Here is an 18,425-nt window from a genome sequence, read left to right on the forward strand (position 1 = left end):
TGCAAAATGAAAATACAGTATTTCCTGAAATTAAAAGATCAGTTTATCTTGTTCAGGATTTGATGTAATGATTTCTGAAGCTGCTATGGTTCTGCAGAAATGAATTTTCAAACACGTCCGGACGACAAGAACAGGAGGAATGACATGGGCGCAGAGAATACAGAATACGGCGCGGATCAGATCCAGATCCTGGAAGGACTGGAAGCCGTACGTAAGAGGCCTGGAATGTATATCGGAAGTACCTCCAGCCGTGGACTTCATCATCTCGTATATGAGATCGTGGATAACGCAGTCGATGAAGCACTGGCTGGTTTTTGTACGGAGATCCATGTAGATATCAATCCGGATAATTCCATTACAGTTACAGATAATGGTCGTGGTATTCCGGTTGGTATCAATCATAAGGCTGGTATTCCGGCAGTTGAGGTTGTATTTACCATTCTTCACGCAGGCGGTAAGTTCGGCGGTGGAGGATATAAGGTTTCCGGTGGTCTTCACGGTGTTGGTGCATCTGTTGTAAATGCACTTTCCGAATGGCTGGAGGTTACCATCTACCGAGAGGGTAAGGAATACAAACAGAGATATGAGCGTGGCAAGACTATGTACCCGCTGAAGGTGGTAGGTGACTGTGATCCGGGGCTTTCAGGAACGAAGGTTTATTTCCTTCCGGACAAGGAGATCTTTGAGGAGACTGTTTATGATTATGATATCCTGAAACAGAGACTTCGTGAGATGGCTTTCCTGACTAAGGGTCTTCGTATCGTTCTGGAGGATAAGAGAGAGGGACAGGAGCGCAAGAAGGTATTCCACTATGAGGGTGGTATCCGTGAGTTTGTAAGCTACCTGAACAGAAGCAAGGAGGCTCTTTACCCGGAGATCATTTACTGTGAGGGTGAGAAGGACGGCGTGTCTGTAGAGGTTGCGCTGCAGCATAATGATTCCTATACAGAGAACACCTATGGCTTTGTAAACAATATCAATACACCGGAGGGCGGTACACACATTACCGGTTTCCGTAATGCGATCACCAATACATTTAATGATTATGCACGTAAGAACAAGCTTCTCAAGGACAGTGAGCCGAACTTAAGCGGTGATGATATCCGTGAGGGCCTGACTGCAATCGTCAGTGTTAAGATCGAGAATCCGCAGTTTGAGGGTCAGACCAAGCAGAAGCTTGGAAACAGTGAGGCCAGAGGTGCGGTAGACAGTGTTGTAAGTAAACAGCTGGAGATTTTCCTGGAGCAGAATCCTGCAGTTGCCAAGGCTACCGTTGAGAAATCTGTTCTTGCACAGAGAGCCAGAGAGGCAGCCAGAAAGGCCCGTGACCTTACAAGAAGAAAATCCGCACTGGACAGTATGTCACTTCCTGGAAAGCTTGCAGACTGTTCTGACAAGAATCCGGAGAACTGTGAGATCTATATCGTAGAGGGAGATTCCGCGGGCGGTTCTGCCAAGACAGCGAGAAACCGTGCCACACAGGCGATCCTTCCACTGCGTGGTAAGATCCTGAATGTTGAGAAGGCACGTCTGGATAAGATTTACGGAAACAAAGAGATCAAGGCAATGATCACTGCCTTCGGAACCGGAATCCATGAGGATTTTGATATTTCCAAGCTTCGTTATCACAAGATCATCATTATGACCGATGCCGATGTTGACGGTGCACATATCGCAACACTGCTTCTGACCTTCCTGTATCGTTTCATGCCGGAGCTGATCAAGCAGGGATATGTATACCTGGCGCAGCCTCCTCTCTATAAAGTGGAGAAGAACAAAAAGGTATGGTATGCATATGACGATGATGAGCTGAACAATATCCTTACCGAGATCGGACGTGACGGAAACAATAAGATCCAGCGTTATAAAGGTCTGGGTGAGATGGATGCCGAGCAGCTCTGGGAGACTACTATGGACCCTGAGAAGAGAATCCTTCTCCGTGTGACCATGGACGAAGCTGCCACATCTGAGATCGATCTGACATTTACCACTCTTATGGGAGACAAGGTAGAGCCAAGACGTGAATTTATCGAAGAAAATGCAAGATTCGTTAAGAATCTTGATATCTAGGAGAATAAAGAAGAATGGAAGATAATATTTTTGACAAAGTCCACGAAGTGGATCTGGAAAAAACGATGAAGGAATCTTACATCGACTATGCCATGAGTGTTATCGCCTCACGAGCTTTGCCTGATGTAAGAGACGGTCTGAAGCCGGTACAGCGCCGAGTTCTGTACTCTATGATCGAGCTGAATAATGGTCCTGACAAGCCACACAGAAAATGTGCGCGTATTGTCGGTGATACCATGGGTAAATATCATCCGCACGGTGACAGCTCCATCTATGGTGCGCTGGTCAATATGGCTCAGGAATGGTCCACAAGATATCCGCTGGTTGACGGACATGGAAACTTTGGTTCCGTGGATGGTGACGGTGCGGCTGCCATGCGATATACAGAGGCACGTCTCAGCAAGATATCCATGGAGATGCTTGCTGACATCAACAAGGATACGGTTGATTTTCAGCCGAACTTTGATGAAACAGAGCGTGAGCCGGTTGTGCTTCCGGCACGTTTTCCGAACCTTTTGGTAAACGGTACTACAGGTATTGCGGTAGGTATGGCAACCAATATTCCGCCGCATAACCTTCGTGAAACTATCAATGCAGTTGTTAAGATCATTGATAACATTGTAGAAGAAGACAGAGAAACAGCTATGGAGGAGCTTCTTGAGATCGTAAAGGGACCGGATTTCCCTACAGGAGCGACCATCCTCGGAACGAGAGGAATCGAGGAAGCTTACCGTACCGGACGTGGCAAGATCCGTGTCCGTGCGGTGACGAATATCGAGACTTTGCCAAACGGTAAATCCCGTATCGTGGTTACCGAGCTCCCGTACCTTGTAAACAAGGCACGTCTGATCGAGAAGATCGCAGAGCTTGTCCGTGACAAAAAGATCGACGGGATCACAGACCTGAACGACCATTCCAGCCGTGAGGGTATGCGAATCTGTATTGATCTTCGTAAGGATGCCAATGCCAACGTGATCCTGAATCTGCTTTACAAGCATACACAGCTGCAGGATACTTTTGGTGTGATCATGCTTTCTCTTGTTCCAAATCATGGAAGTATGGAACCGAAGGTTCTTAATCTGAAAGAGATGCTGGAGTACTATCTGGAGCATCAGGAGAATGTAGTTCGTAGAAGAACACAGTATGATCTTAATAAAGCACAGGAGAGAGCCCATATTTTGGAGGGTCTTCTGAAGGCACTTGATAATATTGACGAAGTGATCCGCATCATCCGTGGTTCCCGCAACGTACAGATCGCCAAGCAGGAGCTGATCGAACGTTTTGAGCTGACAGATGTGCAGGCACAGGCAATCGTGGATATGCGTCTCCGTGCACTGACAGGTCTGGAAAGAGAGAAGCTGGAGGCTGAGTATGCAGAGCTTATGGAGAAGATCCGCAAGTTCCAGGCAATCCTTGCTGACCGCAAGCTCCTTCTCCGGGTGATCCGTGAGGAGATCCTTGCCATTGCAGAGAAATACGGCGATGACAGAAAGACTTCCATCGGATACGATGTATATGATATCTCTACAGAGGATCTGATCCCGAGAGAAAATACAGTGATCGCAATGACAAAGCTTGGTTATATCAAGCGTATGACCGTTGACAACTTCCGCAGCCAGAACCGTGGCGGCAGAGGAATCAAGGGTATGCAGACGATTGAGGATGACTATATCGAAGAGCTTCTGATGACGACAACGCACCATTATCTCATGTTCTTTACTAATACAGGACGTGTATACAGACTGAAGGTATATGAGATCCCGGAGGCTGGTCGTACAGCCAGAGGAACTGCGATCATCAATCTTCTGCAGCTTGCACCGGGAGAAAAGATCACAGCTGTGATCCCGCTTCGTAAATATGAAGAGGGTCATTATCTGATGATGGCCACAAAGAAAGGCCTTGTGAAGAAAACTCCGATCAAGGATTACGAGAATGTCCGTAAGACAGGTCTTACAGCAATCGTTCTTCGTGATGATGACGAGCTGATCGAGGTTAAGGCTACTGATAATAATAAAGATATTATTCTTGTGACCAGGGACGGACAGTGTATCCGCTTTAAGGAAACAGATGTCCGCAGCACAGGCCGTGCGTCCATGGGAGTAAGAGGTATGAATCTTACTGACGGTGATGAAGTTGTTGCCATGCAGCTGAACACTCAGGGAGATTATCTGCTTGTAGTTTCCGAGAACGGAATGGGCAAACGTACAGCTATGAGTGAGTTCGTTGTCCAGAACCGTGGCGGTAAGGGTGTGAAGTGCTACAAGATCACCGAGAAGACCGGAAATGTTGTTGGCGCCAAGGCTGTCAACGAAGAGAACGAGATCATGATGATCACTACAGAGGGTATCATTATCCGTCTGCAGTGTGCGGATATCTCTGTTCTTGGAAGGATCACCTCCGGTGTGAAGATGATCAATCTTACAGAGGGTGTAACCGTTGCAAGTATCGCCAAGGTAAGAGATAAAGATCCGGAAGCAGATACAACTACCGAAAAAGCTGACGGAGAAACCGGCGATAACGAAGAAGGCTCTGCAGAGGAAGCTGTCACAGGCAGTGAAGAGGAATAAGGTCGAGGATAAGTCATGACGACGACAAAGAAAAAACGCAGAAAAAAATCAGTAAAGAAGCTGAAATACTCTAATAAAAAACTGAATTTTGTCCACATTGCGACACTGGCGGGGATCATTCTGATCCTGCTGGTGATCGTTCTGGCGGCCAGGGGCTGCGGAAAGATCAGCCACAGAACTCCGGAGGGGGTTGTGGAAGGCTACATCAAAGCGGCAGCAGCAGGCAAGAATAAAAAGATGCAGAGCTGTTACAGTGCGGATAAGTTATCGGATGAGGCGAAAACAGAGATTTCCTCCACGATAAAATATTTTCAGGCCCATGGAGTAAAGGATGTAAATATCGACAGCTGTGGCTCCATTTCTGAAAACAAAAATTATTCTTATGTTTATATCCGCTATAATCTTGTTCTGGAGAACGAGCAGGAATATCCATGTATCAGTACCTATCTTGTAAAGGTCCAGGACAAAAAGTATTATCTGTATGCGCCTTCTGAGATTTCAGATAAGATCAGCCAGCAGGCTGCCAAGGATTATCAGAAATTTATGACTACGAAAACCTATACAGATTATACAAAGGCTTATGAGGTTTTTCTGAAAAAGAATCCGGGATACGAGGATAAGATCGCAGGGAAACTGAACGGATAAAGCAGAGGCGGGAGGATGTAAGAATGAAGCGGATTTTGCTGATGGTGCTCAGAAATATAGTCTTTGTTCCTTACTGGTGGATCAAGCTTTGCTGGTATGCAGCGCATACAGATGATTATCCGGAAGAGAAGAAATACGCATTCCTGAGACTGGTAGATGAGCATGCCATTGAAGGCGGAAATATCCATATTGATGTGCATGGAGCTGAAAATATCCCAAAAGAAAAGGGATTTATGTTTTTTCCGAATCACCAGGGACTGTTTGATGTGCTGGCGATCATCCGGGCATGCCCGGTTCCTTTTTCGGTAGTTGCCAAGAAGGAAGTTGGAGAGATTCCTTTTCTGAAGCAGGTTTTTGCCTGTATGAAGGCCTTTATCATTGACAGGGAAGACCTGAAGCAGTCCATGCAGGTCATTGTCAATGTAATACGGGAAGTGAAGGCTGGTCGTAATTATCTGATCTTTCCGGAGGGAACCAGAAGTAAAAACGGAAATCATCCGGGGCCGTTCAAGGGCGGCAGCTTCAAGACTGCCACCAAGACGAAATGCCCGATCGTTCCGGTTGCACTGATCGATTCCTTTAAGGCTTTTGATACCGGCTCTACAGAGAGGATCACCGTACAGGTGCATATCCTTCCTCCGATGTATTATGAGGAATACAAAGATATGCATACCACAGAACTCGCAGAAGAAGTGAAGAGACGGATCGAAAAGGTGATCGAAGAAAATATTATGTAAAAAAGAAAAGACTTTGATGAAGTTGGAACAAAAACATCATCAAGGCCTTTTTTTTGTTGTATGTTTTGCATAAAAACGAAACGTTTTATTTGTGGATTGTTGGGCATATACAACCAAAAGGTTTGATGATAACATAGAGACATCCATACAATATAAATAAAAGATGTAAAGAGGACGAACAGATGAAAAAAGAAGAATACCTTTCTCTGATCGATGAGGTGATCGCACAGGGACCGTACACGGATACCTGGGATTCTCTCTGTGAGCATCCTACGCCGAAGTGGTATGCAAGAGATAAATTCGGAATTTTTATCCACTGGGGTGTTTACAGTGTTCCGGCTTTCGGAAACGAATGGTATCCCAGAAATATGTATGTGAAAGGCTCTAAGGAGAACCTGCATCATACAGAGAAATACGGAACTCTGGATAAATTCGGCTACAAGGATTTTATTCCTCAGTTTAAGGCTGAGAAGTTTGATCCGAAGGAATGGGCGGCCTTATTTAAAGAGGCGGGGGCGAAGTTCGTAGTTCCGGTAGCGGAGCATCACGATGGATTTCAGATGTATGCCAGTGACCTTTGTCGCTGGAACGCTGCTGAGATGGGACCGAAAAGAGATATTCTCGGAGAGCTGAAGATAGAGGTTGAGAAAGAGGGAATGGTTCTCGGTGCTTCTTCTCACAGAGCAGAGCATTACTGGTTCTTTAATGGAGGTCGTCAGATCCCGGAGGCTGATGTCAATGATCCGGAATATGCGGATCTTTATGGGCCGGCAGCAGGAATCACCAGAGATATGAGTGATATTTATGACAATCCTCCGACAGAGGAGCATATGCAGGACTGGCTTGTCCGCACCTGCGAGATCGTGGATAAATATCAGCCATCCATTGTGTATTTTGACTGGTGGATCCAGCAATATGCATGGAAACCGTATCTTCGTAAATTTGCAGCATATTATTACAACCGTTCTGCACAGTGGGGAAAAGAAACAGCCATTGATGCCAAATTTGACGCATATGTTTACGGCAGCGCAGTCAATGATCTGGAAAGAGGTCAGTTAGACCATATCACACCGGATCTGTGGCAGAATGATACGTCTGTAGCTAAGAATTCCTGGGGCTATACCATTGGAAATGATTATAAGAAGCCTTCCGATGTAGTGCTGGATCTGATCGATGTAGTCAGCAAAAATGGTGCACTTCTTCTTAATATCGGACCGAAGCCGGATGGAACAATTCCGGAAGAGGATGCACATATCCTGAGAGAAATGGGAAAATGGCTGAAGGTAAACGGAGAGGCGATATACGGAACCAGATACTGGAAGATATTCGGAGAGGGACCGACGGTAGTTCCGGAAGGACATTTCACGGATACCTATGATAAGCACTTTACTTCTGAGGATATCCGTTTTACAAGTAAGAGCAATCATATTTATGCGACTGTTCTGCACTGGCCGGAGGATGGAGAGATCCATATCAAAGCTCTTGGCAATGATATGAAGCTTTTGAAATCCACGATCCGGGATATTGAGATCCTCGGAACAGATCTGCATCCGGCATTTGCGAGAAATAAAGAACTGGATATTTCCTGCGGAAGAGGGGTTATTGAGGCGGGAGATATGCCGGTGGTATTGAAGATCACAGTAGAATAGCTGTTGGGGGAAGCAAGTAAATTATAATGTCTTTTTGAAAGGACAGAAAGGATAAGGTATTTTAATTATGGGAGATGTAAGATTCACAGGAAACTGGAACTCTGTAAATGCACACACAGTTCCAAAATGGTATGAGGATTGTAAATTTGGAATTTTTATCCATTGGGGAATTTATTCCGTGCCGGCATTTGCACCGCATACATGGGAGCTGGGAGAGGTTGATTCCAAGGAATGGTTTGCGGATAATCCGTATGCAGAATGGTATTACAATTCTCTGAACATTGGAAAAGGCCCTACATATAAGCATCATATAGAAAAATACGGAAAAGATTTCAAATACGAAGATTTTATTCCTATGTGGAAAGCTGAAAACTGGGATCCGAAGCAGTGGGCAGAGATCTTCAAAGAAGCAGGTGCGGAGTATGTTGTTCTGACAACCAAGCATCATGACGGATTTTGCCTGTTCCCAAGTAAATATACACATTTCAATTCCGTAGAAATGGGACCGAAGAGAAATATCACCGGTGAGCTGACAGAAGCTGTCCGTGACGCAGGAATCCGCATGGGCCTGTATTATTCCGGACTGATCGACTGGCAGTATGCAAACGATCCTATTTTTGAGGATGATGATCTGTTTGGAACAGCCAGTCCGACATTTGCATATGCAGATTATTCCTATAATCAGATGAAAGAGCTTGTAGATGATTATGCACCGAGTGTGTTCTGGAATGATATCGGATGGCCGACACAGAGTGAAGAGATGATGCCGTATTTCTTTGCACATTATTACAATAAGGTTCCGGAGGGTGTGGTAAATGACCGTTTCAACGGACGTTATCACGATTTCCTTACTAAGGAATATAAATCCGGTTCTGTAAACAGAAATGAGAAATGGGAGATGTGCCGTGGAATGGGCTTATCCTTCGGTTATAATGCCAACGAAGGCGATGACAAGCTGATCTCTGTTCCGGATCTGATCTCACTTCTTGTCGGAACAGTGGCAAATAACGGAAATCTTCTCTTGAACATCGGCCCGAAGGCAGATGGAACTATCCCGGAGGAGCAGGTAAGAAGACTGAAGATCCTGGGTGCATGGCTGAAGGGAAACCATGACGGTATTTACGGAACACGCTGCAGTGACCGTGAATCTGAGCTGCTTGAGAGTGGAATCGAGCTCCATTATACACAGAAAGACGGAAATCTGAATGTGTTTGCAGATCATCTGAAGGAAGGTGCCAATGAATTCCTGATCAAGGGCTATCACGGAGCGCTGAGACCATTTGATCCGGCAGTGAAGGTAGAAACTGAAGATACTGCAGAGGGACTTCTTGTGAAGATCCCGGAATATAAAGAAGATATGTATGTGGTTGGATTAACCAACAGATTCTAAATGATGAACAGGAGGACCGGATGTATGTCGGTCCTTTTGTTGCTGCATGGGAGAAAATCGTGGATATCCGATCGATTCTCAGGGAGGGAGCTTTTATGTTTGGGAAAAAAATCGCAATACTGTTATCAACGGCAATGATCCTGACAGGGTCCTGTGTATCTTCTGTGGCTGTACATGCACAGACTGGTTATGCGGCTGAATATGCACAGGAAGCATCGGCAGCAGGTGTGCAGAGCACTGCAAAGCTTGTTGCGAAGGGCTCCTGTGGAAGCAAAGCTGTTTACCGGTTGTACTCCAATGGAAACCTGCAGATACAGGGAAAAGGGGAGGTTAAGGTTACCGATGATTTTTCATACAGATCAGCAATGATAAAAACAGTAACCGTTGCATCTGGGATCACGGGAATCGGTGACAGAACCTTTTCAGACTGCAGAAATATGAAGAGGATTTCGTTGCCGGGAACTCTGCGGAGTATTGGAGTAAGAGCATTTGGAGATACTGCGATCACCAGGATCAAGCTTCCTGATGGACTGAAAAGCATTGGTGCATATGCTTTTTACCAGAGTAAGCTTATGAGCCTGGATGTACCGAAAACTGTAACAAAAATTGATGAATATGCTTTCAGTTACTGTAACAATCTGGAATCTGTCAGCATTCCGGGAAGTGTGAAAATATTACCGGAATCGTTATTTGAGGCGGATATGAAGCTGAAAAAGGTTACGCTTGGACAGGGCGTTTCCAGGATAGAAAGAGCTGCCTTTCGGCATTGCGGTTTGACAGGAGTAAGCTTTCCGGACAGTGTTACGGTTATTGGGGAAGATGCGTTTTCTTTTTGTACAGATCTCAGAAAGGTGTCGTTGCCGAAGAAGCTTACAGAGATCGGGAACGGTGTATTCAGTAATTGTCGAAAACTGGGGAATATTACAGTACCTGCCAGTGTGAAAAAGATCAGAAGCCATGCTTTTTATGATTGCCTGGCAATGAAAAAGATTACGATCCTCAACAGTAAAACAGTGATAGAAAAAGAAGCGATCGGCTATAATTTCAATAGTGGAAAAAATAAAACTTTTGTCATTGCCGGAAAAAAGGGTTCTACTGCTCAGACTTACGCAAAGAAAAATGGGTTCCGTTTTTTGAACAATATTGCCGTAGTAAGGACTGCAAAGATGACCGGCGTGCCCAAAACAAAAACCATACTTCGTGGAAAAACATACACGATCCAGGCAGTGACCGTGCCGTATTACAGCGACGAAAAGATTCTTTTCCGTTCCTCGGATCGCAGGATCGCTACGGTAAATTCCAAAGGTGTTGTAAAGGGAATCCGAAAAGGGACGGCCGTGATCACCGTGCAGAGCGGAGCGAAAAAACTAAACTGTAAGATAACGGTGAAGTAACGATGAAGCAGGCGTACGTAAAATAGCCATAACAGTGAAAGAATACAAAAGAAAATAAAAACAGAAGCCCGGCAGATGAAACATGGAGAGTTATCACATGTGCAGCTGCCGGGTTTTTATAAATATAGAAAATCCTTAAAATGAGGAATAAAATAGCTTGTTATACCCTTAAAATAAGGGTATATTAATAAGAAAGGGGGAATCTAAAATGACAGGATATGCTGTGAAACATTCGATACGGGCAGAAGATATACGAATTTTAAGGAAGAAATTGAAGCTTACACAAAAAGATTTTGCAAAGTTAGTAAATGTATCTCAGAAAACAATAGAAAGATGGGAAAGTGAAAATCGGGATATTACAGGACCGGTTACGACATTAGTTCATATTTTAAACGAGTATCCTCAGATAGAGGAAAACCTCCGCGTGCCGGAAAAAGAATATCCGATACGCTTATGGTACATGTTTAAGAGTGAAATATGTACGATTATTGATGTGGATGAGAGAGGCAGAAAAGTAAAAATATATAATTATACAAACAATTTTATTAAAAAAGCATTTGGCCGAAATGAAAAACCAACCTTTGAAGAATACGAGGAATTTCTGGAATCTCGTTGTTTCCCGAGACAACGAGACAAAATAAAATTGGTATTAGAAGATTTGAATCTGCCATTTTATGATCCGTTTATGATCATAGAAAAGACCGAAGGAAGAATGGCGGAGGATGATTTCTGGATCAGGATTGAGAGGTAAAAATGGTACAGCTTTTTGAACAGGATATCAAAACAAATGACAGACAATCGTCAAAAGGAAACCAATTGAAATGGTGCAGGAACAATGTATGGTATAAAGCTGATTATATGGGATATGAGGGATTGGTGGAATATGTTGTTTCACGTTTGCTGGAAAAATCTTCGCTGAAACAGGAAGAGTATGTTTTATATAAAACAGAAGAGATTAATTATAAGAGAAGAAAATATCTGGGATGTAAAAGTGAAAATTTTTTGCCTGAGGGATGGCAGCTTATTACATTAGAAAGACTTTTTTATGGATTTTATAATGAAAGTCTTTATAAAAAATTATTCACGATTCCAGAACATTCGGAAAGACTGGAATTTATAGTAGATCAGACGGAACGCATTACGGGAATTAGCGATTTTGGAAAGTATATGAGTAAGATCCTGGCAATTGATACATTTTTTATGAATGAAGATCGGCATATGCATAATATTGGAGTCTTAATGGATGCAGAAGAAAAATATCATTTATGTCCAATATTTGATAATGGTGCAGGACTGCTATCAGATATACAGATGGATTATCCGATGGAAGAAAACATAAATAATCTGATAGAGGAGGTACGATCAAAAACTCTGTGTGAAGATTTTGATGAGCAGATTGAGATTGCGGAAGAATTGTATGGTCAGCAGATAAGTCTGGAATTTACTAAAAAAGACGTAAAAGAAATATTGGATATGGAAAGTTATTATCCGCAGGAATATAAAGAAAGAGTATTTGAGATTATTATGAACAGGAGAAGAAAGTACAGATATTTATTTTGAATAACTGCACGTCGTATTTTTGGTATTTTGGTAATAAAGCAGGTACAAAAGTTTTCACATGTGGAGCTGCCGGGTTTTCATAGTAGAAAAAACGTTCAAAAATGTCTGTAAACAGACAAAATATGACGAAAATATTCTAAACAAAGCTTGATTAAATGTGATGGGAAATTTATAATTTTGGTATAAATATGAATTGGAAAATGGGGGAAATCTATGAAGAAAAAGAACATTGCATGGCTGCTGTCCGCGGCTATGATCCTGACAACAGCGGCGGCTCCGGTGGAGACTGTGTCTGTGTATGCGGCTGAGGAATTTCAGGCAGATGAAACAGAAGTAGCAGGAACAGAAAACGGAGATACAGCGACAGAGACAACAGCGGAAATTGCAGTAGATGCAGCGGAAAATGAAACTGCAGGAGCGGATGAAAGTGAGGAAACTGTCGCTGCAGCGTCAGACGCAGAAGGCGAGGAAGAAACTGAAAGTGAAGTATCCGATGAGAATGCGCAGGCTGACGATGCCAGTAATCTGGAGATGTTTGACGACAGTGCAGAGGAACTGAATGTAGAGACAGAAGCAGACAGCTCTGAGAATGTAGAACTGGAAGCAGAAGTGGAAAATGGTTTTTCAGATGGAGAAGCTGTGATAGCTGGTGCGGGCGACAGTTCGGAAGTTGTTGACAGTGGAAGCTGTGGAAGTAATGCTACTTATAAGCTGTATGGGGATGGACGGCTTGTGATTGAAGGTAGTGGTGTGGCATTTTCCTGGCAGTTTAGAAATGATGAAAGGATTAAAAGCATAGAAATTGGAGAAGGAATTACTTCTCTTAATTGTGGGTCATGGGATGGTATATTTCAGGATTGTAAGAATTTAACCAGTGTTACATTACCAAAAAGTTTAACAAGTTTGGGAAATTATACATTTTCAGGTTGTAGTAATTTAAGTACAATTATATTGTCGGAAAACCTGACAAGTATTGGAGAATGCGCATTCAGCAATTGCGATAGTTTAAGCAGTATTAATATTCCTAAGAGTGTGTCAACAATAGAAAGAGAGACATTTTATGGATGCAGCAATCTGAAAGATGTTGTATTAAAGGATGGAGTAACGACTATAGGTGAAGGTGCATTTCAGTATTGCAGCAGTCTGAGCAATATTAATATTCCTAAAAGTGTAACATCAATAAAACAGAGAGCATTTAGCCAATGTGGAAAGCTGAATAATATTGTATTACCAGAGGGACTTACAACTATTGAAGAAAGTATGTTCTATAATTGCAATAGTCTGAGCAGTATTAATATTCCCAACAGTGTGACATCAATTGGAAAGGCTGCGTTTGAGAACTGCAGCAGCTTAAGCAATATTGTTTTGCCGGATAGCCTGACAACTTTAGGAGAGAACGCATTTGGAAATTGTGAGAAGCTCAGCAATGTAACACTTTCCAAAAATCTGAAAAGTATAGAAGCGAATACTTTTTATAATTGCAGTAGCCTAACAGCTATTGAAATTCCGGATAATCTGACAGATATAGGAACAGGAGTATTTTCCGGTTGTTCAGATTTGAGAAGTGTTAAACTTCCATACGGACTTAAACGTATAAATAATTCTATGTTTTCAGGGTGCGGAAGATTGAACAGTATTGTAATTCCAGACGGTGTCACAGAAATTGGAGAAGCGGCTTTTTCAGGCTGTGGAAGACTGACGGAAATTAATCTGCCAGCTGGAGTGATAACGATTGAAGCTAGCGCATTTATGAACACTGGTGTAACAGAATTCAAATTACCAAATGGTCTGAAAACAATCGGAGATAGTGCATTTTCAAGTGGTCAATACAGTACGATGATAGTTCCGGGATCCGTAACAGATATAGGAAAATATGCATTTGCAAGTAATGACAATCTAAAAACTGTTGAACTTCCGGACAGTATCACCGAAATCAAAGACGGTACATTTAATGATGATGACAATCTTGAAAGCATAAAATTGCCAAAGAACCTGAAAACGATAGGCGAGCATGCATTTACTTGGTGTCGTAGTATTAAGAGTCTGGAACTTCCAGATAGTGTAACAGAAATTGGGGAATATGCATTTTCAATCTGTTATGGTCTCGAAGCAATTCATTTATCAAAAGGACTGACAAATGTTGTATATGGTACATTTGTAGACTGTAGTAAACTTAAAGACATCACCATACCAGAAAATGTAACCAAGATTGACACCGATGCATTTAAAGGCTGCCAGGCGCTCAGAAGTGTTTACATTCCGGGAAATTCTGTAAAAATCGAGAAACGTGCGATCGGCTACAATTCAGATACTGAGAAGAATAGTACACTTGTGATCATAGGCCATAAAGGTTCCACAGCCGAAACCTATGCAGCAGGAGAAAACTTCGCATTCCATAATGTCGCAGATCCGTTAATTCATTATGCAAGTGTTGAGCCGACTTGTATAAACGAGGGAAATATCGAATACTGGCATTGCAATGTATGCGGAAAAGATTTCAGCAATGAGGCAGGAACTGTAGTTTCCGGTGAGACAAAAATCGAGAAACTTGAACATAAATTTACCTGGGTTGACTGGAAAGAAGCAACCTGTACCGAAGATGGAAACAGGGAGTACTGGCACTGTGAATCTTGTGGAAAAAATTATGATAATCCATACGATGGTAATGAATTAGAATCTGTAGTATATCCTGCAACAGGCCATGAACTGGAATTAGTTCCGGGATTAGCTGCCAATTGCTGGAACTCAGGCAGACGTGAATACTATCAGTGCATGAAATGCGGAAAGCGTTTTCTGGACAAAGAGGCAAAAAAGGAGATTTCTGATCCGAATGTTCTGATCATCCCTACAACAGGTCATGAATGGTCAGAATGGAAATCACATAAGGCTGCATCAAGTGCTCATGGATATCAGAATGGGAAAAGCAGCCCGATAGATATAGCAGACTTTTATCAGAAAGACAGGACTTGCAAGAGGTGTGGTCAGATACAGTCGGGCGAAGGAATGACGTATACGCTCCATGTTAATGTAGATCAGATCACCCTGAAATACGGTCAGTCTACAACAGCGGTCCGTGCTTCCGGTTTTACAAAAGGCGATTATGTAAAGAGTGTGACTGCAAGAAATAAAAATCTTGTAACAGTGTCCAGTGTCAGCAAAAATGGTACATTTAAACTTACTGCAAAAAGTAAATCCGGAAAAACATATGTGGATATTAAGTTGAAAAGTGGAGTATCCACGTCCGTAATGGTAACCGTCCAGAAAGGCAAAGTTTCCACCCGCTACATCACAAACCTGAAATCCACCCGCATCTACAAAGGAAAAACAGTAACTCTGAAACCAGTTCTTGACCCGATTACAAGTCAGGATAAGGTTACATACAGCACTTCCAACAAGAACATCGCAACTGTAAATTCCAAAGGTGTTGTCACAGGAAAACAGGTAGGCACTGCCAAGATCACAGTAAAAGCCGGAAGCAAAAAATCAGTTGTTACCATCAAGGTAATGCCAAAAGTCAAAACAATAAAACTCACCGGTGTACCAAAAACAAAGACCGTGAACAGAGGAAAAACCTTCACCATCAAAGCCGTTGCAACACCAAGAAATACTGATGAGAAGGTCACTTACAGATCATCCAACAAAAAAATCGCAACTGTCACATCCAAAGGTGTTGTAAAAGGCATCAGAAAAGGAACTGCAACTATCACCGTTCAGAGTGGTTCTAAAAAACTGACCTGTAAGGTAACGGTTAAATAATTCAAAGGATATTAGTAATCCGCATTTGTTATTTACTCATAGTTATATCTTATATGTTTGAGCACGCAAAACAGACTGGAGCTTGATAAGAATATATATCAGGTTCTCAGTCTGCTTTTGTATGTCTGGAGAATTATGTCGAAAAAATTTCATTGCGGAATAATGATATAAAAGCGTATAATTAAATGGAAGAAATAGTGGTTATCGAATAAAGATGTTTTATCAGATAGAAGGGGGCGGGATTATGCCGGTATCGATGAAGACATTGTTGGAACAATACACAAAAATATTACAGAAAATATATGGGAAACATTTGAAAAGTGTTATTTTATACGGCTCATATGCCAGAGGAGATTATAGAGAAGATTCTGATATCGATATTATGATTCTCCTTGATCTGTCTGATATAGATATTAAGCAGTATCGTCATGAATTGGCAGGAGAAACTTTTGATTTTAATATGGATCATGATCTTGATATTAAGCCAATTGCAAAAAGTGAAAAACATTTTCTGAATTGGGTTGATGTTTATCCATTTTATGCAAATGTAAAGAAAGAGGGGGTAAAATTATTTGATGCAGCCTGATGAAAAAGGAACGCAGAAAGATCTTATTTTTTATCGGATTGAAACTGCCCAAAGTGATATTAAAGCTGCGGAAATTCTTTTGAATGCAAAAGAATTTCGAGGTGCTAATAATCGGGCATATTATGGTATTTATCATGCAATTTCAGCAATACATGCACTAGATGGAAATGCATATAAACATCATAAAGATGCATTAGCAAATTTCAATAAGAATTATATTAAAACAGAGATTTTTCCCAGAAAACTTGGACGAAAAATCGTAGAAGCAGAAGAAATCAGACATGCCAGCGATTATGATGATTTTTATATTGCAACAAGAGAAGAAGCAGAAGAACAGATAGAAACGGGTAAACAATTATTGGAATTGATAGAAGAATATATCAAAAGAAAATTATAGAACAATAATAAGTGATGATCGCAAAAAATACCTTCCACAGTAACTCTGTGTAAGGTATTTTTTTGTAGTGCGCCTTGCTTGGTAATGTAATGCTAAATGAGATGGGCAAGGCGCAGAATCCGGGTGGTCTACTGGAAGATGCGGCAAAAAAAGAACACGTTTTCACAAAATAAGATTGACTTTTTTTAAAACTCTTATTATCATATAAAACATATTTAATTACTATGAAATAAGGAATGATAAAAAGTTCTGTTACACTGATGATGCTGAGTTACACAGATGACGTTGAGCAGCTTACAGGACTGGCAGCGGGCAGACTTTTTTCAGAAGGAGGGGACGGGTACATGTCCATCAAGAAGATCGCAGAAAAGGCAGGGGTTTCACCGGCGACGGTTTCCAGAGTTTTGAATAATCCCAATTATAAATGTTCTGTTTCCGGACTCAGGGACAAGATATGGAAGACAGCTATCGGGATGAATTATGTGCCCAACGAGGCGGCCCGGAATCTGAAAAAAGGCGTTTCCGCAAAGCAGGAGAAAACCTGGTACATCAATATCCTGATGACAAGAACCGATTCTTCCACAACGGATCCGTTTTTTGCGGAGCTCCTTCGGGTGATCGAAAGTGAGATCCATGATAAAAACTGCATTCTTTCCAAAGTATGGTATATGTCTGTGTTTTCCGATGACCGGAAGTGCCGAAGGGAGAATCTGGACCGGCTGATCGACGGAATGTATGATGAGGTGGAAGGGAAAAGGGACGGACTGATCATCATCGGCAGATGTAATAAAGAGGCTTTGAAGAAGCTGAATAAGAAGTATAAGAGTGTGGTATCGGTGAACCGGAATTCTACCAATTATGAAGTGGATGAGGTCCTTTGCGATGGGAAAAAGATCGCAGCAGCGGCAGTGGAATATCTGATCTCCCTGGGGCACAAAAATATCGGATATATTGGCCAGTGCCACAGCGAGGACCGGTATAACGGGTATCTGGAAACACTGAAGAAGCATGATCTGGATGTGATACCGGAGTATGTTATCGAAACAAAGCAGACTGAGGCCGAGGGCTACGAGGCCATGGAAAAGTTCTTTCAGTCGGACGACATGCCAACCGGAATCTACTGTGCCAATGATATTTCGGCGATCGGAATGCTGAAGTGCCTGAATAAATTTCGGAACCGGTATTATATGCCTTCGATCATATCCAGCGATGATATACAGGAGGCACAGTTTACCAGACCGATGCTGACAACGGTGAGCCTGCCCAAGGAGGATATGGGAAAATTTGCATTATACCTGCTGCTGGACCGGCTGAAGGGCGGGCATTCCGGTATTGTGCGAATGGAGCTGGAAGGCAGACTGATGATACGGAACAGCTGCAGCAGTGTGGAGGACAGTATGTGGAGCGATTATTGTATCTGAGTGTTGCGGATGCGCAGATATAGTGACAGACAGGATGCGGTTACGCTATGACCAGAGTATTGCGTGAAAACGTTTTCAGATATTCCTATTTAATTAATGGGAATAATATGGTTTAATGTATTCAATTCAAATAAAAAAATTACAGAACCACAGTAAACGGAAAGAACAGGTATGATTTGACAGCGAAATGAAGCATTTACATTGTTGGGAAAAAAATTTCTAAATAAAAATGTGGTTGTAAAGGAGTACACAG

The 18,425-nt window shown here is 42.4% G+C and carries 13 protein-coding genes; all 13 read left to right on the forward strand.

Annotation, left to right across the window (positions count from 1 at the left end; translation table 11 throughout):
* Positions 1–144: 144 nt before the first annotated feature.
* The 13 genes from gyrB (at position 145) to GPK58_RS04850 (ending at position 18,172) form a co-directional block, all read left to right on the forward strand.
* Positions 145–2,070, forward strand: coding sequence for a DNA topoisomerase (ATP-hydrolyzing) subunit B (gene gyrB / locus GPK58_RS04790; protein ID WP_215638298.1), 1,926 nt, complete (start codon positions 145–147; stop codon positions 2,068–2,070).
* A gap of 14 nt (positions 2,071–2,084) precedes the next feature.
* Positions 2,085–4,637, forward strand: coding sequence for a DNA gyrase subunit A (gyrA, locus tag GPK58_RS04795; RefSeq protein ID WP_178818381.1), 2,553 nt, complete (start codon positions 2,085–2,087; stop codon positions 4,635–4,637).
* 15 nt (positions 4,638–4,652) lie between these two features.
* Positions 4,653–5,282, forward strand: a complete 630-nt coding sequence (locus tag GPK58_RS04800; RefSeq protein WP_021651690.1) for a hypothetical protein — start codon at positions 4,653–4,655, stop codon at positions 5,280–5,282.
* A gap of 23 nt (positions 5,283–5,305) precedes the next feature.
* Complete coding sequence (locus GPK58_RS04805) at positions 5,306–6,019, forward strand: lysophospholipid acyltransferase family protein (RefSeq protein WP_021651689.1); 714 nt, start codon at positions 5,306–5,308, stop codon at positions 6,017–6,019.
* Positions 6,020–6,201: 182 nt separating this feature from the next.
* Positions 6,202–7,668 carry an alpha-L-fucosidase gene (locus GPK58_RS04810; protein ID WP_161209732.1) on the forward strand — a complete coding sequence of 489 codons (1,467 nt, stop codon included), beginning with the start codon at positions 6,202–6,204 and terminating at the stop codon, positions 7,666–7,668.
* A gap of 67 nt (positions 7,669–7,735) precedes the next feature.
* Positions 7,736–9,058: an alpha-L-fucosidase gene (locus tag GPK58_RS04815; protein ID WP_215638299.1), complete on the forward strand. Its 1,323-nt coding sequence runs from the start codon at positions 7,736–7,738 to the stop codon at positions 9,056–9,058.
* A gap of 95 nt (positions 9,059–9,153) precedes the next feature.
* Positions 9,154–10,452, forward strand: a complete 1,299-nt coding sequence (locus GPK58_RS04820; protein ID WP_215638300.1) for a leucine-rich repeat protein — start codon at positions 9,154–9,156, stop codon at positions 10,450–10,452.
* A gap of 208 nt (positions 10,453–10,660) precedes the next feature.
* The gene (locus GPK58_RS04825) at positions 10,661–11,203 is read left to right on the forward strand and encodes a helix-turn-helix domain-containing protein (protein ID WP_015526587.1); all 543 of its coding nucleotides are present in this window, start codon (positions 10,661–10,663) and stop codon (positions 11,201–11,203) included.
* A 2-nt stretch (positions 11,204–11,205) separates the two neighbouring features.
* Positions 11,206–12,012 (forward strand): hypothetical protein, encoded by an 807-nt coding sequence (locus tag GPK58_RS04830; protein ID WP_215638301.1) that lies wholly within the window; start codon positions 11,206–11,208, stop codon positions 12,010–12,012.
* Positions 12,013–12,543: 531 nt separating this feature from the next.
* A complete protein-coding gene (locus GPK58_RS04835) occupies positions 12,544–15,768 on the forward strand; it encodes a leucine-rich repeat protein (protein ID WP_215638302.1) in 3,225 nt (1,074 codons plus the stop codon).
* A gap of 244 nt (positions 15,769–16,012) precedes the next feature.
* Positions 16,013–16,354 (forward strand): nucleotidyltransferase domain-containing protein, encoded by a 342-nt coding sequence (locus GPK58_RS04840; protein WP_015526591.1) that lies wholly within the window; start codon positions 16,013–16,015, stop codon positions 16,352–16,354.
* On the forward strand, positions 16,341–16,751 hold the full coding sequence (locus GPK58_RS04845; protein ID WP_215638303.1) for a HEPN domain-containing protein: 411 nt from the start codon (positions 16,341–16,343) through the stop codon (positions 16,749–16,751). Before GPK58_RS04840 ends, GPK58_RS04845 begins: the two co-directional genes overlap by 14 nt.
* 236 nt (positions 16,752–16,987) lie before the next feature.
* Complete coding sequence (locus tag GPK58_RS04850) at positions 16,988–18,172, forward strand: LacI family DNA-binding transcriptional regulator (RefSeq protein ID WP_252195771.1); 1,185 nt, start codon at positions 16,988–16,990, stop codon at positions 18,170–18,172.
* Positions 18,173–18,425 lie beyond the last annotated feature (253 nt).

It is taken from the genome of Blautia sp. MCC270, assembly GCF_018785605.1.
In the GTDB taxonomy this organism is placed as follows: domain Bacteria; phylum Bacillota; class Clostridia; order Lachnospirales; family Lachnospiraceae; genus Blautia_A; species Blautia_A fusiformis.